This window comes from Xanthomonas sp. NCPPB 4037, from assembly GCF_041475695.2.
Classification (GTDB): Bacteria; Pseudomonadota; Gammaproteobacteria; order Xanthomonadales; family Xanthomonadaceae; genus Xanthomonas; species Xanthomonas campestris.
This window is the reverse complement of record NZ_CM191261.1, coordinates 249,522-273,932: the sequence shown is the minus strand read 5'-3', so window position 1 is coordinate 273,932 and position 24,411 is coordinate 249,522. Positions and strand designations below refer to the sequence as shown.

Sequence of the window (24,411 nt, the reverse complement as noted above, 5' to 3'; positions counted from 1 at the left end):
CTCAGCCACCACACGCAAAGCGCTGGACGTCGCTGTCCAGAAACGGGTGGCGCAGGTTGCCCGCGCGCAGCGGCACCTGCACGTCGTGGCCGCCCAGCGCGAAGCTGGCGACAAAGCGCAAATCCGAGGGGTTTTCCAGATGCCCGGCCTGCAAGGCGCGGAACAACGCCCATTCGCCCTGGTAATCGAGCGTGCCCAGTGCCACGCCGTCGGCACCGAAGGCGGCAATGGAAACATGCCCGGGCACCGGGCCGGGCCAGATCATCGGCATGCTTTGCGCCGCGCCGGCCTGGTAGTCGTAGCGCTGGCCTTCGATGTCCAGGGTGAGCCGGGTGACGCCCTCGCCCAGCGTGGGCGCCAACACGGTGAAGCCCACCTGCGGGGTTGGCCCGTCACGGAAATACTTTTGCCGGATGCGCTGCGCCAGCTGCAGCTGCGCCGGCAGCCCGGGCGCGCCGACCACCGCATCGGGGCCTTCCTTCCAGCGCCATTGCGCGGCCTGGGTGTCCAGCAGCGGCTGCACGGTGCCGGTGTACAGCGCGTCCAGGCGCCCACCGGTGCCGAACAATTCGCCAAAATTCTGCAGCGGGATTTCCACCTGCGCCGCCGGGTCGAACGGGTAACGCCCGCGCACGAAATCGCTGCACACCTCGCCCACCGATTGCCGCACCTGCGCATCCAGCGCGGCGCGCGCGCCCTGCGTCATCAACGCGGCGCTACTGCCGGCCAGGCTCTGCAACCACTGCGTCACCGGCGGCGGCAATTGCGCCACCTGTTGCCGGGCAAGCGCCAGTTGCGCACTGGCGGCCGCGGCATCGCCGCCGCCTTGCGAGACCACCAGCAGCTGCTTGCCGAGTTGATCGAGCACGCCGAGCAGTTGGTCCAGCGGCGTGCTGCCCGGTGCACCGGCAGCCAGCGCATTGAGCGCGGCGAAGTGCTCGGCGATGGCGGTGCCGGGCGGCGGTGCATCCGCTGCGGCGGGATCGGCGCTGCGGGCCAGCGCCGCGCTCATCGCCGCGCCGCCGGGCAGCTTGGCCGCGGCCGCACGCGCGGTGGCGCCGGCCTTTTTTTCTGCTGCCGCCAAGGCCCGCTGCGCGGCATCGGCCGGCGGCGCGCGGTCCATCGCCTGGGTGTGCTCACCCACCACGCCCAGCAACAGCCGCAACGGCGAACTGGGGCCGGCGAGCTTTGCCGCGGTGGCGCTGGCGGCGGCCAGATCGGCGGCCGGGCGCAGTTGCAGATCGGCCAGCAGCGCGTCCCAATGGCGGATGTAATCGGCCTCGTAGCGTTGCCCGACCTCGCGCGCCAGGCCGGCCTTGGCCAGCGCATCCAGCGGTGCGCCGCCGAACACCCAATCGTCCTGCCCGAAGCGTTCCACCGCCTGGCCAATGCCGTCGCGCTGCAGGGCGGCGAACACCGGCTGGGTGTACAGCGCCGGCACCGGCGCGGACAACGCGGTCCCACTGCGCCGCACGAAGGTGTCGGCGAGCAGGCCCAGCGCCTTGTCCAACCGCAACGGCGCACCTGCCGGCGGGGTCAGCAGCAGGTTGCCGTAGATCAGCGTGGCCAGATCGGCCGCGCGCAGGCTGGCCCGTGCCTGCGCAATGCGCTCGCCATCCAGCGACAACGCACGCACACGCCCGGGGCTGTCCAGCAACGCCTGCAGATGCGCGTTGAACGCAGCCTGCAGCGGCTGTGCACGCGGGAACAACGCACGCGCCTCGATCGCGGCCAGCGCGCTGAGCTGGGCTGGATCCAGATGCTCCGGCTGGCCAAGCATCAGATAGCCCTTGAGGGTGTAGTACAGCGCCTGCGGGGCCTGTGCGTTGTCGGCCAGGCCGGTGCGGAAGCGCACCGCCAACGCCGGCAGCAAGGTGGCATTGAGCTGGCGCAGATACCCGGCCTGCAGGTGCTCGCCGAGCACGCGGCCCTGGAACAACCCCAGCCGCATCGACCACGGCGCGCCGGCATCGTATTGACGTGCCACCTGCACCACCGCACGGGTGGCATCGGCCTGCTGCAGCGTGCGCGCCACGTAGTCCGGCATGCTGCTGGCCGTATTGGGGTCGGCCACGGCCGGGCGTGCGTCCAATGCGCTGCGCACCTGCGCCAGATAGGCGCGGTTGCCCAGGTAGCTGGCGCCCAGCCCGGCCAGCAACGCGGCGGTGAGCACCCCCACGCCCGCGTAGGCCGCAGCCTGCAGCCAGGCCATGCGCCGCTGCTGCGCCGGCGGCGTATTGGCCAGGCCGGATTCGCGCAGCACTACCTCGCGCAGCAAGCGTTCGACAAAGAACGTGCGCCGTTGCGCACCGGGGGCATGCACGCGCGCATCCTCGATACCGAACGTGCGCGCCACCGCGCCCATCATGCGATCGATCGGTGTGCCCTCCTGCGTGCCCGAGGTGAGATACACGCCGCGCAATAACGGCGCCGGTCCATACGCATTGCCGGCGAAGGTGCCTTCGACAAACTGCCGCGCGCGCTCGCCCAGTGCCGCCACCTGCTGCGGAAACGACAGGATCGCCGCCCGCCGCAGCCGGTCGCGTTCCAGGTTCAGGCGGTCGAACAGGCGCGCGCTCAGGTGCTGCTGCAGCACGTTGAATTCCTCGGCGAAGCGCCGTGCCGCGCGGCCATCCAGCGTTTGCGCCAGCGGGAACGACACGCCCCACACCTGGCTGCGCTGCGCCGGGCTGAGGTCATCGAAGAATTCGCCGAAGCCGCCGATCAGGTCGCACTTGGTGAAGATCAGATACACCGGCACGCTGGCCTGCAGCTGTTCGGCCAGTTCGTCCAGACGGCGGCGGATAGCCTGCATGTGAGTGTCGCGCTCGGCATCGTCGAGCAGCAGCAGGTCGGACATGCTCATCGTCACCAGCACGCCGTTGAGCGGGCGCCGCGGGCGATGGCGGCGCAGCAGGCGCAGGAAGTCGCGCCAGGCGCCGGCGTCCACCGCCTGGTCGGAATCCTGCGTGGTGTAGCGCCCGGCGGTGTCCAGGAACACCGCTTCATCGGTGAACCACCACTCGCAATCGCGGGTGCCGCCCACGCCGCGCAGTGCCTGCTCGCCCATGCGCGCGGCCAGCGGAAACTGCAGCCCGGAATGCTGCAGCAAGGTGCTCTTGCCCGAGCCCGGCGGGCCAATCAGCGCATACCACGGCAAGCTGTACAGATCGGCGCCGCCGCGACGCTTGCGCAGCAACTGGATGGCCTGCTGGAAGCGCGCCTGCAACTGCAGACGCTCCTGCCCGCTGCGCAATTCGCGGTCGTCGTCGCGGCCGGGCCCGGCCAATGCGCTGGACAACTGGGCGGCGCGGCGCTGCCCACGCCAGCGGCGCAGTTGCACCACACCCACCCACACTGCAATCAGCAGTACGATCGCCAGCAACCGCGCCGCCACGCCAGTCAGCGGGCTCCAGCCCGCCACCGCCAGATACGGCCCGCCCACCCACACCAGCAGCGACAGCAACGCCAGCGCCAACACGCTCACCACCAGCCCCGCGCCCAGTTTGGACAGCAGCGTCTTCATCGTCATTCCCCAGGCTGGAACAGGATCTCCACGCGGCGATTGCGCGCGCGGTTGGCCGGCAACTGCGGCGGCTGCGCCAGCGGCTGCGAATCACCGGCGCCAATGAATTCCACCCGGCCAGGCACGGCCAGATGTGTCTGCAGCAACTGCGCCACCGCCTGCGCGCGCGCGCCGGACAACGCGAAGTTGTCCTGAAAGCGCAACGAGCGCACCGGCACGTCGTCGGTGTGGCCCACCACGATCACCCGCCCGGGCAATTGATCGATCGCCGCGGCAACCTGTTCGATCACACCGCGCTGCGTGGGCTCCACCTCCACGCCACCGGAGGCAAACATCGCGTTGCTGCTCAGCTGCACGCGGGCCTGGCCATCGGCCTGTTCCTCTACACGCAGCAGCCCTGCCCGCTCGGGCACGGCCAGCAATTGCTTCAGGCGCAGGCGCGGCGGCGCGACCGGCGCGGCATCTGGCGGGGTGGCACGGGCCAGGCCCCATTGCGCGGCTTGCGCACTGATCGGTGCCGACAGGCTGTTCAAGCGCGCCTGACACCACACGAACGCCACCACCAGCACGCTCAGCCCCAGCAGCGCGGCCGCCCACACCGGCAGATACCGGCCAAGCCGGCGGCGGTCTTCCACGCCGCGCCAATGCGGCGCCAGCATGTCCGGTGCGGCGCCGCGCTCGGCACGGATGCGGCGGTACAGGTCGTCCTGGATCTCGCCGATGCGCGCCAGCCCGCCGGCTTCGATCTGATACCGGCCCACGAACCCCAACGCCAGGCACAGGTACATCAGTTCGATCAGGTCCAGATGCCGCGCCACATCCGCACACAAGCGCTCCAGAATCTGGAAGAACTTGGCGCCGCCATACGATTCGCTGTGGAACACCACCAGCAAGGTTTTCTGCGACCAACCGCTGCGCTCGCCCCACGGCGCGTTGAGCACCGCCTCGTCGAGCAGGGTGCACAGCACGTAGCGTGCCGCGGTCACCGCTTCCACCGGCGCACCGCCGTCGCGTGCGCGTTGTTCGAAGCGCCGCACCTGCGCCATCACCTGCTCGCGCAGGCGGGCCACATCCGGCAGCTGCGCGCTGTGGCGCAATTGCACGGCCAGCAACAACAGGGGGGTGGCGGCCTGCACCAGCGGGTTGACGCTGCGCCCAAGCAGCTCACTGATGTCGGTGTCTTCGCCCACGCCGCTGTCTGCAGGCGGTGTGGGCGAGGCCACGTAGGCGGGGTCGAAATCGGCAACGGGACGGCTCATGCGCTCAACTCCGGATGGCCCACAATTGCAGGTCCAGCCCGGCAAATTCGCTGCCGAAATGGAAGGCGATCCCGCCGGAGGTCTTCAAGTTGCGCCACAGCGGCGCGCTCTTGTCGAACTCGAAATACAGGTAGCCGGCGTGATACGGAATCTGCCGCGGCGCCACCGGCATCGGCGTGGCCACGATGCCTGGCAATTGCAGATTCACCAGGTCGCGAATCTGTTCCACCGGGCCGATCTTGGCGTGCGCAGGCAGCTGACGGCGCAGCTCTTCGGCCGGCATGTCGGCCTTGGCTGCGAGCACGAACGCTGCGCTGTCCAGCAGGCCGGGGTCGGGCACCATCGCCACCCACACACCGAACTTGCGTGCCTGCACCGGCAATGGCGTGGCGGTCTGTTCGAACACTGCGCTCAAGCTGCTGCGCAGCGCGGCGATCACCGGCTCAAAACTCTCCTGCTGCGCCTCGTGCCGATACGCCGGCCACGCCGGCGGCCGCTTGCCGGGTGCGGTGAACGTGCTGAGCTCACCGGCCAGCGCAACCAGCGCACGGAACAGGTCTTCCGGATGCGCCAGTGGTGCGCTCGCCCAATGCGCCATCTGCGGCTGCCAGCGATTGACCAGCTGCAGCAGCAGGAAATCGGCGATATCGGCCGCGCCACCACGGTCGGTCAAGGTCACCCGCGAGGCCAAGGCTTCGCCGCGCTGATGCAGCAGGCCGAGCAGTTCGGTGAGGAAGGTGGTCAGCCGTGAGGAGGCCTGGCACACCATCGCGCTGGGAATGAAGTGCGGGTCCAGCACCACCTGGCGGTCTGCGCGTGATTCGATGATGCGCGCCACCGCGATGCGGTCCAATCCTTCCAATGGTTGCGATTGCGGCAGCAGCCGCGTGCTCAGGCCACCGACTTCCATCAGCACCGCTTCGCTGGTGCTGCCCGATGCATCGCCGGTTTCGGTCTCGCGCACGCGGTAGCGGAACAACTGATCGGCCGGCGACTCCGGCCGCCCCAGTTCCGGCTGCGCCGGCACGCGCAACGGCACCGTGAGATACACGATCTGGTCACGGCAATTCGGGTCCACGTCCAGCGCCACCGGCAGCGGATCATCGCCGGGCATCGCGAACGGCGTGCCATCGGCAAACACGCCGCGCGCACGGCGCAGGCCCAGCTTGCCGACCGCGAGCAGATCGGTTTCCCATTCCAGCTCGCTCACGCCCCAGGCATGCGGGCGCAGACGCGCGGCACGCAGATCGACATAGCGTTCCAGGTACCGCTCCTGTTGCTGCAGATGCTGCGGGCGCAGAAACAGCCCTTCGCTCCAGACGACCTTGTTGTTCTGCATGATCCACTCGCTCTGAAGAAGCCGGTCGCCGCTGCAGGCCATGGCGCGCCGTCGCGATGCTGTGCTGTCGGCGCCCCTGCGCCGCACGGACACGTCCGCTGGACCGTGTCGATGACGTGATTCTGCGGCGCGCCCGCGGCGCTCACCCGTCAAAACGTCTCAGTGGGGTATTGGGAATTGTTGGGGTGTGTTGCGGGCTGGATGGCGCTGTTTCTTCGTGCGTTTTGCAGGCGTGCGCTTCGTGCGGGCAGGTGCCACGGTGACGCTTCATCGCGCGCGAGCGCGCTCCTACCAGAGCTGGTCCATGGCCTGTTGGGGTGCGCAGCTAGGGGACACCACGCTCCTAAGAAGAACAATCGGCCCGGCTGTCGTAGGAGCGCGCTTGCGCGCGATGAGGCTTTACCGGGAACGCTTCATCGCGCGCAAGCGCGCTCCTACGCTTCCCAGATCGCGCCGCGCTTAGCGTGCTGTTGGCTGCCGCCGCGCCGACTTCAGGCGCGCCAGCTGCGCCTCGTACGCGCGCGCAAATTCGTCACCAAACAAGCGTCGGAAGCAATCATCCGGGTCGCCGCGCAGTTGCTCGAAATGATCGCGATAACGCTCCCAGTAACGGCCCTTGCCGCCGAAGCTCAATCGCTTGCCGCCCGTGTCGGCTTCCTGCTCCAGCCGGTCCGGGCTGAAATGAAAGAGCATGGCGTCGAAGGCCGCACGCATGCCAGCCAGCATCGCCATCTGGTGGCAGCGGATGTCATCGAAGGCGTCTTCGAAGGCGGGCACGCCGGACAGGAAGGAGGCGCTCGGCGGTGCCAATAATTTCTGCAGCGCATCCTCGGCGGTGGCCGCAAATTTGAGCGGGTTGTTCTCCGAGCGCTGGATCACGGTGACCGGCAAACGAAACGTGTTCTTGATCTCGGCGCGTGCACGCAGCACGTCCATCACGCCGTCGACCACGATGGCGAAGATGCGGTCCAGCTCCGGCGGCAGGCCCGCTATTGCTGGCGTCGCGCTGGGCAGTGCGTTGACCACGCCAGGGCTCGCAGGCATCGGCGCCGCCACTGCCGCTGCCGGTGCGAAGTCGCCCAACGTCATGTCCCAGTTTTCCGGCAAGGTGGCACGCGCTGCGCCAGTGCTTGGCGGGCGGAAATGGTCCTGGTTGGCGTTGCTGTGATTCCACGTGCTCGGCGCGGGGCTGACCGGCGCGACCGGCAGCGGATCCAGCAAACGCAGTGGGTCCAGTTCCCGGGGTGTGGCATCCAATAGCAAATCGCCCAACGCGTCATCCACCGGCGCGCGCCCGACCGGTGGTGCGCCGAAATCCAGCAGATCAAATGCAGCACTGGGCACGGCAGCCTGTAGCGGCCTGGGCGGCGGTGCCATCTGGGTGCGGTCGTCCATCGCATCCAACAAGGGATCGAACGCGGGCGTCACTGCCACCGCACCCACAGGGCTGACACTCTGCAACTGCACCTGGATCTCGAAGCTGTCCAGTTGCAGGCAATCACCATCACCCAGCGCGGCCGGCTCTGCGCGCGTCAATGGCGTGCCATTGAGCGAGATGCCATTGGTACTGCGGTCTTCGATGAAATACATGCCGTTGAGAAAACGCACCACCGCGTGGGTGCGCGAGATGCCGGGCGCAGCCAGCACCCAATCGCTCTCGTCGGAGCGGCCAATGCTGCCACCGCTGCCGGCAAAGCGCTTCTGCGCCTGCGCGCCGAATTGCGCGGCCTGCGCGCCGCTGACGGTGAGGATCAACTGCACACTGGACACGACACACCCTCCTCCAGACAAGAATCGGCAACACGCGCGCTACCGCAGCAACGCACGCTCATGACGCCGCTGCGCCGGCCAGCAACTGCAGCGCATGCGCCGCGTAGCTCTCCCGGCGCGCCTGCATGGCGGCCGGTTCGCGCGCGGCCAGCAAGGTGATGGCCGCGGCCACCGCGCGTGCGGTGAGATGTTCGGCTGGTGGCACCGCGGTGGTTTGCTGCGGGGGTGCCAGGCTACCGCCAGACCACGCCACCGCGGCGGCCAGCCATGCGCCCAGCGAGACATAACCGCCAGCATGCGCAAACGCCTGTGCCGCACAGCGATGCGCCTCGCTCGGCTCGCGCACCCATTTCTCCGCCAGCGCCGCGCCGGCACGGTCTTCGTCATCCAGCGCTTCGGTGCGCGCGCACTGGCACGCCCAGGCCACCGCATAGCGCTTGGGCAACAGCCGCGCCAGCAACTTGATTGCATCGTCGCCATGGCCGTGCGCCAGCAGCGCACTCACCGCCGCCTGCGGCGCCAGCGGGGTGCGCAGATGCGCGCAGGCCGTCTGCGACAGCTGCATCTGTGCGCAGGCCTGCGCGAGCGAGGGCATGGGGGTACTCATCCGATCATGATCAGGCCGCCGCTGACCTGCACCAGGGCATCGGCCTTGATGTTGACCAGCGGGCCTTTCAGCGTGGCCGAAGCACCGGCCTCGGCAGTGAGCATGCCGCCGGACGACAGCTTCAACGTGCCATCGCCCACCACCTCGGTGGCCGGCGAGGTGGCCTGCAATTGCGCGCTGGCCACCTGCTTGATGGTGGCCGCGGTGGTCTTGGCTTCGGCGGTGGCGTCGATGAGGATGTTGACGCCGCTCAGCACAATGTCGCCGTTCTGTTTCATCAGCAGGCGCGCGCTTCCCGTGACCAGCTCGATCTCTTCGCCGGCCTGCAGCAGCAGCTTCTTGCCGACATCCACGCTGTCGTTGTTGTCGATGCGCGCTCGCCGGTCGTGCTTGACCGTCACCACCTGGTCGTTCTCGACGGTGGCGGTGTGGTCGTGCTGTATCTCTTCGCGCAGATCGCGCTGGGCACGCTGGTAGATCTCTTCGGCACCGGCCTTGTCGTCGAAGCGCAGTTCGTTGAAATCCGCTGCGCCGCCCAGCAAGGTGCGGCTACGAATCCCGCTCTGGGTCTTGTTGTCGGGCAGCGAAAACGGCAGTGCATGGTCGGCGTTGTAGACGCTGCCCACGATCAGCGGGCGGTCCGGGTCGCCATCGAGAAAACTCACCACCACTTCCTGCCCCACGCGCGGCAGGCTCATCGCGCCCCAGCCCTTGCCCGCCCACATCGAGGCCACCCGCACCCAGCACGACGGCCCACCGTGCGTGCGTGCGGAGGTGGACCAATGAAAGGTCACCTGCACGCGGCCGTACGCGTCCACCGCGATGTCTTCGACAGTGTCGCCAGTGACCACACCGGTCTGCAGGCCGGCGATGCTCGGCCGTGGCGTGCGTTGCAGGCTGCGGAACGGCAGGCGGCTGTCGATCACGCGCAGGCGGCTGGAAAACGGCGGCGTGTCGCCGGCATGTTCCGGCGCCACCAGGCTGGTCTCGGCAGACACCACCAGGTATTCCTGGTTGTAGGCTTCGTTGGGAAAGCCGCGCAGCGAGAACAGCGCGCCCACCGGCAATTCGCAGGCATTGGTCTGCGCATCGTGGCAGCCGCGCTGCACGTTGTGCGCCTCGCGGCGCACCTGGGCATAGCGCTCACCGACACCCTGCACCGGATGCGCGCCGGGGAAGTCGAACGCCACCAGCGCATCCACCGGATGCAGGTCGGTACCGGCGGCCTGGTCCTGGGCCGCCAGCGAGGCGCGCGGCAGCTGCGGGTCGTAATCGGTGAGCTGGTGCTCGGTGGTATGCAGTGCGCGCGCACTGCGCCACTGGCTCACCACCGCCTGCTGCAACCGGCGGTTCTGCAGTTCCGGCGGCACATACGGCAGGCTCGCCACCGGCGGCACGGTGGCGTGCGCGCCCAATGCATCGGCCAGCACCAACGTGTGCGCGGTGCGGCCATGGGTGAAGTAGTAATAGATGCCCTCCTGCTCCATCAGGCGGCTGATGAAGCTGAAGTCGTCCTCGCGGTATTGCACACAGTAGGTACGCGCCGGATACGGCGTGCTCAGCCGCCGCTGCACATCGCCGTAGCCGATATCGCCCAGCACGCTGGTGATGATGTCCGGCACGCTCATGTCCTGGTAGATACGGCAGTCGCGGCGCTGGGTGAGCAGCCAGGGCTTGGGCACCAACTGCAGTTCCAGTGCCGCATAGCTGAGCCCGTCGATCACCGTGTAGCCACTTTGCGCACAGCTGGCCACCATGCCGTGATACCAGCGCTGCACGTTGCCGTCATCGGACAGCTCCACCGCCGCGGGCGTGCCGAGCAAGGCACGCAGGTCCGGGCGTGCATCGCTGCACAGCGCCTCGATGCGGTAATCGAACAGCTGCCCCAACGCTTCGCTGGCCTGCATGCGGTGCAGCAGCAAGCGCTCGCCAAGGTCGGTGTGCAGCGTGATGGTGCGTGGCATCGAAGCATCCACAGAGGGTGAGGGCAACGCGGTGCGCGTCGACCGACGCAGCCGAGCGCGGAGTCACGCGCACGCTGCGGCATCTTTCAGCGTCGGCAACGCATGCTCACACGCGTATGCCTGCGAAAGCCGACAATTCGTCTCACGCGTTGCCAGGCGCGCGCGCGGTCACCACCCAGCCATGTACGGGCTGGCCGCGCTCGCTACGCAAGACCTGCGCGGCAATGGCCACTGTCTGTAATTGCGCGTGCTGCAACGCTGCAACGATGTGTGCATGGCTGTGCCGATAGCGGCCGCTGGCATCCAGGGTTACATCGTCTTCGCTGGCCTCCAATGCTTCTACGGTGAAGCCCAGCACACCCCCGGGCGTCAGCGCGCTGGCGGCCGCCGCCAGCACGCCCTGCAGTGCGCCGAAGTACACCAGCGTATCGGCCGAGGCGATGACGTCCCAGCGTGCTGGCTGTGTTTGCAGATAGGCAGTGAGTTCGGCCACCTCGAGTGCATCGTAGCCGCCACGTAGGCGTGCCTTGGCGATCATGCCCGGCGACAAATCCACACCCACCAGTTCACACGCATGCGCACGCAACAACGGCGCGCACAGGCCGGTGCCGCAGCCGGCATCCAGCACCGCGAAGCGGCCATCGGGCACCGGTAGGCAGGCAGTCAACGCGTCGGCCAATAGTTGCGGCGCGCGGTAGTCCAGGTTGTGCAGCAACTGCTCGTCGAAGCTGTCGGCAAAGCCGTCAAACAGCTCGCGAACATAGACATCGCCGGCGCGTGGCGGCGCAGCGGTGCCACCGCAGGCGGCCAGCATATGCGTGGCCACCGCATTGCCCGGGTCGCGCAGCAACCACTCGCGGTACACCGCTTGCGCCTGTTGATGTTCGCCCAGCAGATACAGGCCGGTACCCAGCGCCTCACGTGCGAGCAGGTGCTCCGGCGCCAGCGTGCAGGCCTGACGCAGGCACTCCACGGACTGTTGCAGATGCTCGGCTTCCTGCGCGTTGTTGCGCAGGAACAGCCCGAGCAGATAGTGGCCATGGGCAGACTCGGGATAGGTGTGCAATAGCGCGGCATAGGTGACGAAGGCTTCTTCGACACGGCGCTGCGCTTCCAGGACCGCGGCCAGGTTGGACAAGGCATCCGCATGCGCTGGCGCCAGGGCCAGCGCACGGCGATAGCTCTGTTCGGCCTCGGCCAGGCGTCCGCATTCGCGGTGCACGTTGCCCAGGTTGTTGCAGGCATCGGGTTGCGCAGGCGCCAGCAACAGTGCCTGCGTGATCGAAGCGACAGCCGCGTCGCTATCGCCGCGTTGATGCTGCAGCACGCCCTGGTAATGCAATGCATCGGCATGGCTGGGTTGCATCTCCAGCAACTGCGCATACAGGCGCGCGGCCTGCTCCAGGCGGCCGCTACGGTGTGCGGTGATGGCGCCTTGCAACGTGGCCGGCTGCGGAGGCGTTGCCGGCGCTGCGGTCGGTTGCGACAGCGGTGCGGTCGCTGCGGTCGATGGGCTCAGGTCGGGCTGCGCGATGGCGGTGCTCATTGGGATCTCCGGATCGGGAAAGCGGGAGGAGCTGCAGACACTGGTGCCAGTGCTGGAGACGGCGGAATGAAATCACTGGGTGCGGATGGCGCACTCTCCTGCACCGCTGGCTATAACCACGTCACCGTCGCAAACCAAGCAAAACCAGGTAGGAGCGCCCTTGGGCGCGATGCGGCCTTCCCGATGAAGTGCAGCTACATGAGGCCAGCAGCATTGCGAGATCACTCGTCCGGGCACGATGCAGCACAAGCGCATGCATGCAACTAAGAGCAGCTATCAACTGCGCAGCCGCCAAGCGGGCGCTGCCGGTGCTCGGAATCGGCATATACCCACGTACACTCCGGTTCCTCCGCGCCGTCCGTACCCACCTGACGGCTGCTCGCTACGTTTTGTTAGCCTCTCTAAGTGCGTAAGTGCCGCAGACAACCGACATTTGATCTTGCATCTGTTGCGCGCCTCAAACGCTGAGCGCAGCAATACCGGTTAAAAAACGTGCCAACTGCTGTGGCGGAAACTTCAGCGAGGCTCGCGACATGTGTCATGTGCAGAGACCCAGGTGGCTCGGGACGCAGTCACCTTCGCACGACAACATCAACGCCAGTTCAACCGCTCGCACATCGCACAGAAGCAATCGCGCATCCCTGCAAATATTGCGCGCGACCCCATGCCCAACTTGCACGACTCCAGTACAAGCTTCTCCCTATCCAATCAACACCGTAAAACAACCCAGCATGATGACCCCGCCATGCGCAGTGCTATCGCCCAGGCGTGCTGCCGGCTGGCCGGCGATCAACACCGTGGGCGCACCGACCACGATGCTGTCCGGCGGCCCCACGCACACGCAGCTATCACCGATGCGTGCCGCGGGCAGGCCGCCGATCAACACCGTGGGCGCACACGGGCCGGCGATCGGCCCGCCCGCATGCGGCACGATGCCGGTCACCATCGGGCAGACGTGCAGATCGGTGATCCGCGCAGCAGGCTGCATGACATGCTCCAGCGCACTCCCAAGAACTGCAGGATCGGGCAGCGGCGTGCCGGCGACCCGACAATTCGTCTCAGCGTTCGGCCACGCGCGGCGCCGCATCGACGCCGGCGACCTCGGCTGGCAGCGCCGGTGCGTCCAGCGCCGCGAGTGTCTGGCGTACTGCCTGCAACGGCGCTTCGGCGTCGCCATAGATGCCGGTGAGGATCTGCAGCGATTGCTGCGCGTGCTCACGTGCGGCCACAGGGCGGCCCAGCACGCGCTCGGCCTCGGCCATGCCACGCAGGATCTCCGCCGTCTGCGGATGTGCGCGCCCCAGCACGCGCAGCGCTGTGGCCAACGCGGCCTGCTGCTCGGATAACGACGCTGCCGGCTGCCCGGCGTCCAGCAGCCAGAACGCATGGTTGCTGCGGTAGCTGATGGTGTTCGGCGCGGCCTCGCCGAACACCGCACGTGCGCCCTCCAGGGCAGCGCGGTAATGCGGGCCCGCTTCGGCCACCTTGCCCTGCTGGCGCAACGCGCCGGCCAGGTTGCCTTCCACCATCAAGGTGTCGCTGGCGCGCGCGCCGTACAACTTACGGGTGGTGCGCAGCAGTGGCGCCAACTCCGCTTCGGCCGCGGCAAAGTCGCGCTGCATCAGCAGCGACACCGCCAGGCTGTTGCGCATCGACACCACGTACGGATGCTCAGGCCCGCGCATCGCGATGCGTTCGCGCAACAAGCTGCGCTGCAAGGCAATGGCTTCTGTCAGCTGGCCGGTTTCGGCCAGCATGCTGGCGTAGAAGTTGCCCGCGTCGATACGCTGGTCGGTGGTGGTGGCTGCATTCGCCAGCGCGGCAAGATAAGCATGCCGGCTTTGCTCCAGTGCCTCGCTCATGCGCCCCTGATCGCGCAGGGTCCACGCCAACCGCGCACGCATCGCATTGCCCACGCTCTGCTGCCTGGCATCACCGCGCGCGGCCTGTGCGATTGCCGCACGCAGCACGCGCTCGGCCTCGGCAGCGTGGCCGCCGCCAATCAACGCCTGCCCCAGCATCGAGGCCGCTGTGAGTGCACGCATGCTGCCCTCCCCGCCCTGCTGCCGCGCCAGCGCGTGCGCGGTACGCAGGTGCGCCACCGCCTGCGGGTAATCGGCTAGCGCAATCAAGGTGCGGCCCAGTGTCAGTTCCACCTCGGTGCGGGCGTCGGGTTGCTCCGCCAGCTCGCGCGCGGCGCGTTGCGAGGCTTGCTGCAACACGCGCAACATCAAGGTCTTGTCCAGATCCTGCGCCACCGCCGGGTCCACGCTGGACAACACCGAACTCATGAAATCGCCGGTCACCCGCGCCAGCTGCGCATCACGCGCAGCCTGCTGCAGCGACCAGACCGTGGCGCCCAGCCCGGCCACTACCGCGATCACTGTCAGGCCGCCGGCCAGCACGCCGCTGCGATGGCGCTGGGTGAACTTGCGCAGGCGCAGCAAGCGTCCGGCCTGCAGCGCACGCGGCGGGTAGCCGTCCAGCCAGCGGTGCAAATCGTCCAGCAAGGCCGACACCGACGCATAGCGCGCGCCACGTTCGGGCGCGAGCGCGCGCAGCACGACCGCATCCAGCCCGTCGCGCAGCTGCTGCTGCAGCTGTGCGTGCGCGGTGCTGCGCGCCGCACAGATGCGCGCGCGCGCCTCGGCTGGCACGGCGGCCACACGTTGCGACGGAGGTTGCGGCAGGCCATCGCGCCCGGCCACCGGCGCCAACCCGCAACTGAGTTCGTAGAACATGGCGCCCAGCGCATAGATATCGCTGCGCGCATCCACATCCAGCGCGCCGCGCGCCTGCTCCGGGCTCATGTAGCCCGGCGTGCCACGCCCATGCGCGGAGGTCAGGCCCGGGTTGGCCGCATCGATGGCGATGCCGAAGTCGATCACCCCGGGCATCGGCCGGCCATCCACCTCGCTCACCAGCACATTGCTCGGCTTGAGGTCGCGGTGGATCACGCCCTTCTGGTGCGCGTGCTGCACCGCCTCGCTCACCCGCAGCATCAGCAGCACCCGCGCATGTAGCGACAACCGGTGTTCGTCGCACCACCAGGTGATCGGCTCGCCGCGCAGGTACTCCATCACCAGATACGGCTGGCCGTGCGCGTCGGTGCCCACGTCGTGAATCTGTGCAATCGCCGGGTGCACCATCTGTGCCAGCAGCCGGCATTCGAACTCGAACAACGCTCTGCCCTGCACGTCCAGCGCATCGGCGGCCACCAGCTTGATCGCCACCTCGCGCTCGTACGTGCCGTCGGCGCGGTGGCCGAGATACACCTGCCCCATCCCGCCGGCACCGATCAACCGGTCGATCGCCCACGCACCAAAGCGCGTGCCGGCCGGCAGTTCCGGCAATGGCGCATGCAACGCGGCGGCGGCGTGCTTGAGCGGTGCACGCACACGCATGGTGGCCTGCGCCTCCACCGCCAGCATCGCCAGCAACTCGTCGCGCAGCACCACCTCATCGCCGGCCTGCGCACGCGCAAATGCCTCACGTGCCTCCACAGGCAGCGCGCAGGCCTGATGAAACAAAGCCTCCAATCGCTGCCAGGTGGTGGCCGCCAGGCTCATAGCTGCGCGGCCAACCACACCCGCGCAAAGCGCAGGTCGCGTTCCAGCGTTGGCACCGACACCTCAAGTTGCTCGGCCGCCTCAGCCACGCTGAAACCCACCAGTTCGGTCAACGCGAATGCCTTGGCCTTGCGCTCATCCAGCTGTGCCAATTTGTCGAAGGCATCGGCCACCATCAACAAGGCTTCCGGCCGCGCCGCGCCATCGGACAGACTGATCGTCAGCGTCACCGCCTGGCCCAGCCGCTTGGCGCTGGCCTGTTGCCGCGCCAGGTCCACCAGCAGGTGGCGCATCTGCAGCGCCGCCACCGCATAGAAATGCGAACGAGAACGGAAGCCCTGCTGGCCCTGCTCCAACCGCATCCAGGCCTCGTGTACCAGCTCGGTCGCCTGCAGCCCCACCCGCGCATCGCGCCGCAACACCCGCAACGCCGTCTCGCGCAACACGTCATAGACCTGCCGCGCCAATGCATCGCCCGCGCCGGGTTCATCGCGCTGCCAGGCCTGCAACAACTCGGTGATCGGGAGCTCGGACATCCGGTCCATCTCGCCTGCGTGGACGCGCAGTATCCCGCATTGGGAGCGAGGTGGACTGTTCAATACGTAACGGTTTAGCTCGCTGACACCGGTGGTGTCGAGGGGCCGCCTACGCCGGATGGGTAAGCTGCCGGCTGCCGTTGGCGCGCCGGGTGGGCCGCCATCGTCACAGGTGCCGAAACAGTGGCGCCACGGCGCCGTCGCGAGCACAGCCGCGCAATAGGCCTGATTTCTGTCACAACTCTACGAGCCCGCGCGCCATGCCTTTGGCGCAAGCGAACAAGCCAGTAACGCACTCAGCAGCCGGGCGCGTACCCGGCCGCATAGCGCAGCCCCTGGCGCAACTGGGCCAGGAAATCGGTATTGGCATAAACGGCCGCGTCGTGGCCCAGCCCGGTGTACCAGGCCCGGCCGCCGTCGAATACGTGGCACCACGCAATGGGATGATCTGCGCCCATCGTGCCACCGGCATACAGCCGCTCGTCCACCGTGGCGACCACCTGCACCTGCCCGCGTGGATTGTGGCGGTAGTTGTAGATTTCATCGGTGATCGGCCAGGCATCGCCCACCGACTGCCCATCGCGCTCGCGCTGCACGCGGGTGGACTGCAGCCCCGGCGGATGTTTCTTGAACCATGCCCCGACCAATCGCCCATACCAAGGCCACTGGTAGCCGGTATCGGCGGCCGAATGGACACCCAGGAATCCACCGCCCTGCCGAATGAAGCCCTCGAAAGCCTGCTGTTGCGCCGGCGCTAGAATCTCGCCTGTCGTGTTGGCGAACGCCACCACGCGGTAACGCGCCAGGTTGTCGGCAGTGAAGGCGTCGGCATCCTCGCTATGGTCGGCTGCCATGCCTTGTTCTTGCGCAAGCTGCCGCAGCGTTGCCACCGCCGTTGGAATCGACGCGTGGAGGAACCCTGCGGTTTTGCTGAAGATCAGCATCCGCTCTGGAGCGGACCCGGCAGTGGCGGTGACGGAGGCGAGCAGACAGATCAGGGCGAGCAGAGGTTTGTGCATGTATGCATTGTTGCGCAATCAGCTTCTGATTCAATCGATCAGCACTTCCGGCCCGACGCCGTATGCTGGCGCTTGCCTGCAAGCAACAACGCAGGCGACCCATGCTTAGCGCTTGGCCGCCTCGCAGAGCTTGCGATTGAACCAGGTGGACTTGGCGATGGGCAGGTAGGCGTCCCAGTCGCTCGGCGGAAGCATCGTGCTGTTCTTGTCCAGCTCTGCCTGGAATGACTCCTCGTCGCGGCTGCGACCTGCCATGGTCTCGTCCAACGCCGCCAGGCACTCTTGCGGGCGGTTCAAGCGCAGCAGTGTGAGGGCGCGGTCGTTGGCGAAACGGTCGCGATCAAGCCAGGTGAGAAACTCGCCGCATTCGCCCGCGAATGCCTGCATGCCTGCAAGTGCTTCGGCATAGCGCTTGCCGCGATAGTCGCGCAGGTACGCCTCGCGTCGTCGGCTGCTGGCAGCGGACGTGCAGCCGGCCGGCAACTGCAGATAGTCGCCTTCGAAGCTGGCACGCATGCCGCAGTAATCGCGGCAGCTGTCCTGGGTCAGCGCGGCGATGGTGAAGCCGCCCGCCACCGGCTTGAACGACAGCTTGCAGGGCGCGCCGACAGCATCGCTCACCTCCGCCTTGTCGCCCTGCAGCGTGCCCGATAGCGAACAACTGTGGCCGTTGGCGCCCATGCTGAGAATCTCGAACTGGCGCACCCCGCCCTTGTCGCTGACCTGCAGGCTGCCCCAGCCTTGCTTGGTGCTGTATTCGCCGGGCGTCGGACTGGCCGCCACCGCGCCGAACGCCGCAAGCCACACCAGTATCCCGCTCCATCCATATCGCCGTGCCATCGCCGCGTCCTGTGTTCGACCAAGCGGCAAGTGTGCGGCATGACGGCGACGCCAGGCCAGTCAGGTGTAGACCATCAATCCCAGTAGATCGAGCGCGCCATGGGCCAGGATCGCCGGCCACAGTCGCCCGCGTCGGGCCACCCACCACCCCAGGATCAGCCCGATCGCAAGGATGCTGATGGCGCCGATCGGGCCCTGGTAGAGGTGATACGACGTGCGGAGCGCCACGCTCACATTCACCGCGAACGCCCGGCCATGGCGCGGCTCCAGGGCGCGGATCACGTAACCGCATACGAATACCTCCTCGAAGATCGGATTGATCAGCGAGATCGCCAGCACAGCCGTGATCGACAACTGCCCGGCGACCATCGCATCGAATGGATGCGTGTTGCTCCCCAAACTCCAGTTCAACAGCGTCAGTGGATAGGTGACCAACAGACACACCGCCAGCAGGCCGAGCCCCGCCGCCAGGTCGCGCAGCTGCCACTGCAGCCCCAGCCACTGCGGTCTCCATCCGCGGAACCACAGCACTGGCAACAAGATCGCCAGAACGAGCAGTTCGTAGAACACCATGCCCCACAGGCTCGCGTCGGAGAAGACCGGCTCGACGGCATCGCGCGCGACTGCCGAAACGCTGGACCAGATCGACAGCCCGAACGCGATCGTCACCACTATCAACAACTCGCCCCATCCAGCAGACGCTGCTTCACGCTCCTGCATCGATCTTCCTTGGCATGCCTTGATTGCAGATACTCAACTTGAAACGCCCTGTCTAGCGGCAAGCCTGCACGACCGCTCGCTCGACAGCCTGCATGAAATCCGGATCGCGACGCATCGTAGTATCGGCGCGGGCGCTGTCGCGCACGTGGGTAGCGCGCGTACAGGCCTCCGGGCTCGGCTGGCGCTCGTAACTGATCAGGCGTAAGCCCAGGTTTGATTCCTGGTTATTGCCGGACGCCGCTTGCGGACCCGCCTGCGCAGGTGTTGCAGTTGCCGTCGGAGCCGTCGCAGCCTGGTTAGTCCAACGCTTCTGCTCGGCGCCGTCGGCGCACGGCGTGGACTGGTAAACGGTCCCCAGCTTTGCATCGCTGCACTTGTAGGCCGACTGCGCCGCTGCCGGCAAGGCCAGCACGTACATCACTATCGCAAGACTTCTTTTCATTATTCCCCCTCTAAACGGCCTAGCTTACCGATAGCAGGGAGCGAGGCGTTGTCTCTTGGAGCACGCGTTCTGTTCTTCGGTGGCGAAGATGGGTAAGGCGCGCCCGGCGTCTTGTTACCGATCAGCCTGGACCGCAACAAAACCGGCATATTGCCGATAGCAGCGCCCAGCAGACCCACAATGCTCGCTCACCAATGTCGCATGTACCCTTTGGTGCGCCCGAGACGACCCAAGCCGGCGATGGAAGCGCAAAGAACTGCAGTTACCGCCGACGCGCAAGTAAATTAAAATTCAAACATCACAGGACTATGATCTGTTCCAGAAATCCGCTGTGATCGCCGAAGTACAAACGATTCAACGTCTTCGAGGTTTGTCATTGCATAATCGAGTGTATTTCCGTTCTTATGAGTAGGCTGATCAGAGGCCACTATCAGATCCTCCATATCTATTCCAACCGGCGCTTTGGCGAGCTTATCCGGAACGACATTAAAATCACCAACAACAATCCATGGCGAATTACCATGAAAATCATTCAAATAACAAGCAATAAAAGTAGCGACCTTAACTGCGTTATTGCTTGCTGGCCCATGAATCATGTACAAGAATATTCTTTGATTTGTATCAGGATCAATAACATCCATACAACCCAAGCCTCTAGGGGCATGGGCGTTAAAGTTTGAGCCTCCTTTGAACTGGGCCTTTTTCCACGCATCGGTTGCTTCAGGCTGGACAAAAGTTATTGGTAATGGATGACCGGCCGAGTTGACACACATGTAACGCAGCGTATATGGATTGGTCGTATCTGATTGTCCATGCGGGTGGGTTGCAGTCAGCTCACACAAAAAAAGATAATCTGGTGAATAAGTTTTCAGAAGCGTATTGACCGCTTCATCTCTCTTTCCGCCGTTAGCGCCAAACCGATACATGTTCCAGAATCCTATCTTCATTTATATGGCCCTGTATGTATTAAATGCTCCCACTCATAAAATCGGGTCAGATCTATTACTTCACCCCTTGACCCGAGGTGTCAAAGCAAGTTATAGGCTTTAAGCGTCGATTGAGCCTGACAGCTGCCTTTATTCTCAAGCCAAGCCTTGAAGACGGGATCGCGCTTCGGGTAAATCCATAAATCAGACTGGTCTTCGAGGCCAAAAAATGTGCCATCGGAATGGCGCCTGAGGTTTTGCTGAGTGACCGCTAGCGTGCAGGCTATATCGGCCACTATGCACTCGTCGGCGCTCGAATCAGTAATAAGGGCTGGACTGGAGTAGTGAGCGCTTAGGAACATCGCACGAGTTTCCGAATCGAAAACGATACGCATGCCACCGACGTCCCCCCGCCCTGAGTAGCGGCCTGGTTTAGAGTCCGGGGTTGATGATATCGGTGTTTGCCAGATGTTGAGCATAAGCAGCCGGCGTCATGCCGCCGATTGCTTTCTTGGGTCGGTCCTCGTTGTATTCGCGTCGCCAGCGTTCGATTTCGGTGCGCGCGTGCAGTAACGTCGGGAACCAGTGCTCGTTGAGGCATTCGTCGCGCAGTCGGCCGTTGAAGGATTCGACATAGGCGTTCTGGTTCGGTTTGCCTGGCTGGATGAGCCGTAGTTGCACATCACGGGCATGCGCCCAGGCGACCATCGCCTTACCGCAAAACTCCTTGCCATTGTCAGTGCGGATCACCTTCGGCAAACCGCGACTGTGCGCCAGTCGGTCCAGCACGCGCGCAACGCCGTGGCCCGAGATCGCGCGCTCCACCTCGATGGCGACCGCTTCGTGGGTTGCATCGTCCACGATCACCAGACACTTGATCACCCGCCCTTCGGCGGTGCGGTCGAACACGAAGTCCATCGACCACACCTGGTTGGCCTGCGCTGGCCGCAGCAGCGGTTGACGCTCGCCTATTGGGACCTTCTTGCGCTTGCGGCGGCGCACTTGCAGCTGCTGCTCGCGGTACAACCGTTCCACACGCTTGTAGTTCACGATGCGTCCTTCTTGCCGCAATTTGAGATAGATCATCCCCACGCCATAGCGGCGATGGCGATGTGCCAACGCACAGATGCGTTCGCGCAGCTCGCCATTGCGATCTTCGCGCGGGCAATAGCGCAGTGCACTGGCGCTCATACCGATCACTGCCAACGCACAACGCTCGCTGGCACCACGCCCGATCCACTCGCGCACCAGCGTCCGACGCGCCGGTGCGCTCACCACTTTTTTCGCAGCGCATCCTTGATCAGGTCGTTCTCGAACAGCTGCTCGGCCAGCAACTTCTTCAGCCGCGCGTTCTCGGACTCGAGGTCCTTGAGCCGCTTGGCATCGGGCACGCTCATCCCACCGAACTTGCTGCGCCACAGGTAGTACGAGGCCTCGCTGAAGCCATGCCGCCGGCACAGGTCCTTGATGGCGACGCCGCTTTCGGCTTCGCGCAGGAAGCCGATGATCTGTTCTTCGGAAAAACGCTTCTTCACGTCCAATCTCCTCGGGGTAGGGAATTGGACTCCAAACTGAGGCACTACTCAAAATTGGGGGGACGTCGCCAGCGCCAAGGTGTTTTCGCAGTGCTTACATGCGCGAACGCGCGTGCGTTTGTGTGCCTCGGTAATCGTGCACGATGGGGTCCTGAACACCCTCCAAGCAACACCCCAGCATGTCACCAAGGCGACACGGCCGTTTCTCCATACGGATAAATGTGCGCGATCTTCCCATCTGCAGTGTGCTCGAGCGGCGCCATCTTGATGCTGCGTAGATGGGTCTGGCCGCCCGACAACACAGCGTCGTGATAGAACAGATACCACTGGCCTTCGAAGGCGCAGATGGAGTGGTGCGTGGTCCAGCCGACCACCGGGTCGAGCAGCACGCCCTGGTAGACGAACGGGCCGTAGGGTGAGTCGCTGGTGGCATAGCAGATCAGATGGGTGTCGCCAGTGGAATACGACAGGTAATAGCGGCCGGCGTGGTGGTGGACCCAGGGGCCTTCGAAGAAGCGGCGGGCGTGGTCGCCGGCGCGCAGCGGGGCGCCGTGTTCGTCGAGGATGACGATCTCGCGGGTGGGTTCTGCCAGTTGCGTCATGTCCTCGCGCAGGCGTGCGACGCGCGGGCCGAGTGCGGGCGCATCGTCGGCCGGTTCCTGATGGGTCTGCGCGTAGACATTGTCGCGGTAGTGCTGCAGCTGGCCGCCCCAGATGCCGCCGAAGTACAGGTAATGCGCGCCGTCGTCGTTGGCGAAGATGGCCGGGTCGATCGAGTAGGTGCCGGCGATGGGCTCGGGTTCGGCGACGAACGGGCCTTGTGGTCCATCGCCGACCGCCACGCCAATCTGGAAGATGCCGTCGGCCCGTTTTGCCGGGAAGTACAGGTAGGTCCTGCCATCGCGTTGCGCGGCATCCGGCGCCCACATCTGGCGCTGTGCCCACGGCACATCGCGCACGTGCAGCACCTGGCCAAGGTCTTCCACCGCCGCATCAGGATGGGCCATGCGGAACACGTGGTAGTCGGCCATGTCGAAATGCGAGCCATCGTCGCTGAAGGCGACACCGGCATCGATATCGTGCGAGGGATAGATGTACAGCGCGCCGTCGAACACGTGCGCGGACGGGTCGGCGGTGTAGACGTGGCTGACCAGCGGTGCGGAAATGGCGGTGCGCGCCAGGGCCTGCAGTGCGGCGGCTTCCAGTTCATTGGACATGCGCGTACCTGTGCATGAGAGGGAGGGGAGGGGTGTCAGCCGGCGGCCAGCGGCGCGGCCTGGCGGCGCGTGCCCAGCTCGTGTTCGATGCGGGTTTCCAGCGCCTTGTCGATCTCGTACAGCGCCAGCAGTGCGGTGCCGAGCAGGAACGGAATGGACGCATACACGCTAATGGCCAGGCGAATGCCGCCGGTGACCGCGGCGCTCTGTTGCGGGATTGCCGCGTCATAGCCGTAGAACGCCAGGATGCCGGCGACCAGGGCGCCGCCCACGCTCAGCCCGATCTTCAGGCCGCACAACATGGCCGAGAAGATGATGGCGGTGGCACGCCGGTGGTTCTTCCATTCCGAGTAGTCGGCCACGTCGGCGATCATGGCCCACAGCAACGGTATGGTGATGCCGTAGAAAAAGCCGTGCAGCACGTAGGAGGCGAACACCCAGCCGATCGCCGTGGGCGAGTAAACGTAGAACGCCATCAGGAACAGGGTGGACATCAGCAGCGCGCCACCGAACACATTGCGCTTGCCGTAGCGGTCCGCCAGGCGCTTGGAAAAACCAATTCCCACGATCATCGCCAGGATGCCGCCGGCACTGAACACGCTGAAGGCCGAGGTGGGCGGATCCTGCGGCCACTGCAGCGCGCTCATGCCGGCACCGGTGAGCACGCTGTTGATGGCGCCGATGAAGCGGTTGAAGCCGCCGTTGTCCAGGAACTGCGCCAAGGCGCCGGCGTCCAGGTAGTACTTGAAATAGTAGATGTACATCCCGCCTTTCATGGCGAGATTGATGAACACCAGGATGGTCAGCGCCAGCATCACCAGCCACGGCTTGTTGCGTACCAGATCGGTGAGATCCTGGCGCACGCTGGTGCGCTGTTCGGTGATCGGCAGCACGCGCTCGCGCGTACTGAAAAAGGTGATCAAAAAGCACAGCGTACCGATCGCGGCGAACAACGCCATGGTGTTGCGAAAGCCCTGCGCCTTGTCGCCATTGCCCAGGATCAGCACCAGCGGCAGCAACAGCACCTGGATGATGAACTGCGCGAAGGTCACTGCCAGAAAGCGATACGCCGACAAACTATTGCGTTGCTCCATGCTGCCGGTGAGCACGCCACTCAAGGCCGAATACGGCAGGTTGTTGGCCACGTACACCAGCATCAACAGCGTGTAGGTGGCGAAGGCGTAGATGAGCTTGCCGTGCTCGCCCAGTGCGGGGGTGTTGAACGCGGCCAACGAGAGCGCGCCGAACGGCAGCGCCGTCCACAGGATCCACGGGCGGAACTTGCCCCAGCGGGTGCGCGTGCGATCGGCCAGGATGCCGATGATGGGCGTGAACACAAATGCGCCCAGCAGGCCGACCACGAAGATCAGCGTGGCGGCCGCGCTTGCCGGGATACGGAAGACATCGGTGTAGAAAAACGCGAGGAAGGTGACCAGGGTCTGGAAGATCAGATTGGCCGCCAGGTCGCCGAGGCTGTAGCCGATCTTTTCGCGCAAGGACAGCTGCTGTGACCGATCGTTCATGAGGTGGGGCAGGCTCGAGGAGTGCTGCGGAAACGCCGCGGCGCGCAGTGCGCCACCGGTCGCGGTTGGGAGG

The 24,411-nt window shown here is 65.8% G+C and carries 19 protein-coding genes and 1 other RNA gene; 1 reads left to right on the top strand and 19 read right to left on the bottom strand.

Features of this window, described 5'->3' with window-relative positions:
• Nucleotide 1 precedes the first annotated feature (1 nt).
• From tssM to ACCQ01_RS01135, 7 genes are all read right to left on the bottom strand, one after another.
• Nucleotides 2–3,532, bottom strand: a complete 3,531-nt coding sequence (gene tssM / locus ACCQ01_RS01165; RefSeq protein ID WP_228433996.1) for a type VI secretion system membrane subunit TssM — start codon at nt 3,530–3,532, stop codon at nt 2–4.
• Complete coding sequence (icmH, locus tag ACCQ01_RS01160; protein WP_228433995.1) at nt 3,529–4,785, bottom strand: type IVB secretion system protein IcmH/DotU; 1,257 nt, start codon at nt 4,783–4,785, stop codon at nt 3,529–3,531. The genes tssM and icmH overlap by 4 nt, the downstream gene beginning before the upstream one ends.
• A 4-nt stretch (nt 4,786–4,789) precedes the next feature.
• Nucleotides 4,790–6,124, bottom strand: coding sequence for a type VI secretion system baseplate subunit TssK (tssK, locus tag ACCQ01_RS01155; protein ID WP_228433994.1), 1,335 nt, complete (start codon nt 6,122–6,124; stop codon nt 4,790–4,792).
• A gap of 459 nt (nt 6,125–6,583) precedes the next feature.
• Complete coding sequence (gene tagH, locus ACCQ01_RS01150; protein ID WP_228433993.1) at nt 6,584–7,894, bottom strand: type VI secretion system-associated FHA domain protein TagH; 1,311 nt, start codon at nt 7,892–7,894, stop codon at nt 6,584–6,586.
• Between the two features lie 58 nt (nt 7,895–7,952).
• Complete coding sequence (locus ACCQ01_RS01145; RefSeq protein WP_228433992.1) at nt 7,953–8,501, bottom strand: DUF6931 family protein; 549 nt, start codon at nt 8,499–8,501, stop codon at nt 7,953–7,955.
• Nucleotides 8,498–10,465: a type VI secretion system tip protein TssI/VgrG gene (tssI, locus tag ACCQ01_RS01140; protein ID WP_225042884.1), complete on the bottom strand. Its 1,968-nt coding sequence runs from the start codon at nt 10,463–10,465 to the stop codon at nt 8,498–8,500. Before tssI ends, ACCQ01_RS01145 begins: the two co-directional genes overlap by 4 nt.
• Before the next feature lie 142 nt (nt 10,466–10,607).
• A complete protein-coding gene (locus ACCQ01_RS01135) occupies nt 10,608–12,011 on the bottom strand; it encodes a tetratricopeptide repeat protein (protein WP_228433991.1) in 1,404 nt (467 codons plus the stop codon).
• A gap of 323 nt (nt 12,012–12,334) precedes the next feature.
• Here ACCQ01_RS01135 and ACCQ01_RS01130 point away from each other — a divergent pair.
• Nucleotides 12,335–12,409, top strand: a non-coding RNA gene (locus ACCQ01_RS01130) — sX9 sRNA.
• Between the two features lie 302 nt (nt 12,410–12,711).
• On the opposite strand, the gene ACCQ01_RS01125 is transcribed toward ACCQ01_RS01130, so the two are convergent.
• The 12 genes from ACCQ01_RS01125 to ACCQ01_RS01070 all read right to left on the bottom strand — a co-directional run bounded on the left by ACCQ01_RS01125 (nt 12,712) and on the right by ACCQ01_RS01070 (nt 24,338).
• A complete protein-coding gene (locus ACCQ01_RS01125; protein ID WP_228433990.1) occupies nt 12,712–12,999 on the bottom strand; it encodes a PAAR domain-containing protein in 288 nt (95 codons plus the stop codon).
• A 70-nt stretch (nt 13,000–13,069) separates the two neighbouring features.
• Nucleotides 13,070–15,598 carry a serine/threonine-protein kinase gene (locus ACCQ01_RS01120; protein WP_228433989.1) on the bottom strand — a complete coding sequence of 843 codons (2,529 nt, stop codon included), beginning with the start codon at nt 15,596–15,598 and terminating at the stop codon, nt 13,070–13,072.
• Nucleotides 15,577–16,116 (bottom strand): ECF-type sigma factor EcfK, encoded by a 540-nt coding sequence (gene ecfK, locus ACCQ01_RS01115; protein WP_228433988.1) that lies wholly within the window; start codon nt 16,114–16,116, stop codon nt 15,577–15,579. Before ecfK ends, ACCQ01_RS01120 begins: the two co-directional genes overlap by 22 nt.
• Nucleotides 16,117–16,412: 296 nt before the next feature.
• Nucleotides 16,413–17,135, bottom strand: coding sequence for a ThuA domain-containing protein (locus ACCQ01_RS01110; RefSeq protein ID WP_228433987.1), 723 nt, complete (start codon nt 17,133–17,135; stop codon nt 16,413–16,415).
• 105 nt (nt 17,136–17,240) lie between these two features.
• Nucleotides 17,241–17,975, bottom strand: a complete 735-nt coding sequence (locus tag ACCQ01_RS01105) for a hypothetical protein (protein ID WP_228433986.1) — start codon at nt 17,973–17,975, stop codon at nt 17,241–17,243.
• Nucleotides 17,976–18,035: 60 nt separating this feature from the next.
• Nucleotides 18,036–18,695, bottom strand: coding sequence for a CPBP family intramembrane glutamic endopeptidase (locus ACCQ01_RS01100; RefSeq protein WP_228433985.1), 660 nt, complete (start codon nt 18,693–18,695; stop codon nt 18,036–18,038).
• A 52-nt stretch (nt 18,696–18,747) separates the two neighbouring features.
• Complete coding sequence (locus ACCQ01_RS01095) at nt 18,748–19,137, bottom strand: DUF4124 domain-containing protein (RefSeq protein ID WP_103702652.1); 390 nt, start codon at nt 19,135–19,137, stop codon at nt 18,748–18,750.
• Nucleotides 19,138–19,421: 284 nt separating this feature from the next.
• A complete protein-coding gene (locus ACCQ01_RS01090; protein ID WP_146049894.1) occupies nt 19,422–20,084 on the bottom strand; it encodes an endonuclease/exonuclease/phosphatase family protein in 663 nt (220 codons plus the stop codon).
• Between the two features lie 80 nt (nt 20,085–20,164).
• Nucleotides 20,165–20,458: a hypothetical protein gene (locus ACCQ01_RS01085; protein WP_372358851.1), complete on the bottom strand. Its 294-nt coding sequence runs from the start codon at nt 20,456–20,458 to the stop codon at nt 20,165–20,167.
• 37 nt (nt 20,459–20,495) lie between these two features.
• Nucleotides 20,496–21,598, bottom strand: a protein-coding gene (locus tag ACCQ01_RS01080) for an IS3 family transposase (protein ID WP_372358850.1) whose coding sequence is annotated in 2 segments (ribosomal slippage) — nt 20,496–21,340 and nt 21,340–21,598 — 1,104 coding nt in all. Because the reading frame shifts where the segments join, the coding sequence is not laid out codon by codon here.
• 182 nt (nt 21,599–21,780) lie between these two features.
• Nucleotides 21,781–22,815 carry a glycoside hydrolase family 43 protein gene (locus ACCQ01_RS01075; RefSeq protein WP_228433189.1) on the bottom strand — a complete coding sequence of 345 codons (1,035 nt, stop codon included), beginning with the start codon at nt 22,813–22,815 and terminating at the stop codon, nt 21,781–21,783.
• Between the two features lie 35 nt (nt 22,816–22,850).
• Complete coding sequence (locus ACCQ01_RS01070; protein ID WP_228433190.1) at nt 22,851–24,338, bottom strand: MFS transporter; 1,488 nt, start codon at nt 24,336–24,338, stop codon at nt 22,851–22,853.
• Between the last annotated feature and the right edge of the window lie 73 nt (nt 24,339–24,411).

Excerpts from the sequence above, each read along its gene's own strand:
- tssM (WP_228433996.1), bottom strand. The coding sequence starts at position 3,532 with ATGACGATGAAGACGCTGCTGTCCAAACTGGGCGCGGGGCTGGTGGTG.
- icmH (WP_228433995.1), bottom strand. The coding sequence starts at position 4,785 with ATGAGCCGTCCCGTTGCCGATTTCGACCCCGCCTACGTGGCCTCGCCC.
- tssK (WP_228433994.1), bottom strand. The coding sequence starts at position 6,124 with ATGCAGAACAACAAGGTCGTCTGGAGCGAAGGGCTGTTTCTGCGCCCG.
- ACCQ01_RS01145 (WP_228433992.1), bottom strand. The coding sequence starts at position 8,501 with ATGAGTACCCCCATGCCCTCGCTCGCGCAGGCCTGCGCACAGATGCAG.
- tssI (WP_225042884.1), bottom strand. The coding sequence starts at position 10,465 with ATGCCACGCACCATCACGCTGCACACCGACCTTGGCGAGCGCTTGCTG.
- ACCQ01_RS01135 (WP_228433991.1), bottom strand. The coding sequence starts at position 12,011 with ATGAGCACCGCCATCGCGCAGCCCGACCTGAGCCCATCGACCGCAGCG.
- ACCQ01_RS01125 (WP_228433990.1), bottom strand. The coding sequence starts at position 12,999 with ATGCAGCCTGCTGCGCGGATCACCGATCTGCACGTCTGCCCGATGGTG.
- ecfK (WP_228433988.1), bottom strand. The coding sequence starts at position 16,116 with ATGTCCGAGCTCCCGATCACCGAGTTGTTGCAGGCCTGGCAGCGCGAT.
- ACCQ01_RS01110 (WP_228433987.1), bottom strand. The coding sequence starts at position 17,135 with ATGCACAAACCTCTGCTCGCCCTGATCTGTCTGCTCGCCTCCGTCACC.
- ACCQ01_RS01105 (WP_228433986.1), bottom strand. The coding sequence starts at position 17,975 with ATGGCACGGCGATATGGATGGAGCGGGATACTGGTGTGGCTTGCGGCG.
- ACCQ01_RS01100 (WP_228433985.1), bottom strand. The coding sequence starts at position 18,695 with ATGCAGGAGCGTGAAGCAGCGTCTGCTGGATGGGGCGAGTTGTTGATA.
- ACCQ01_RS01095 (WP_103702652.1), bottom strand. The coding sequence starts at position 19,137 with ATGAAAAGAAGTCTTGCGATAGTGATGTACGTGCTGGCCTTGCCGGCA.
- ACCQ01_RS01090 (WP_146049894.1), bottom strand. The coding sequence starts at position 20,084 with ATGAAGATAGGATTCTGGAACATGTATCGGTTTGGCGCTAACGGCGGA.
- ACCQ01_RS01085 (WP_372358851.1), bottom strand. The coding sequence starts at position 20,458 with ATGCGTATCGTTTTCGATTCGGAAACTCGTGCGATGTTCCTAAGCGCT.
- ACCQ01_RS01075 (WP_228433189.1), bottom strand. The coding sequence starts at position 22,815 with ATGTCCAATGAACTGGAAGCCGCCGCACTGCAGGCCCTGGCGCGCACC.
- ACCQ01_RS01070 (WP_228433190.1), bottom strand. The coding sequence starts at position 24,338 with ATGAACGATCGGTCACAGCAGCTGTCCTTGCGCGAAAAGATCGGCTAC.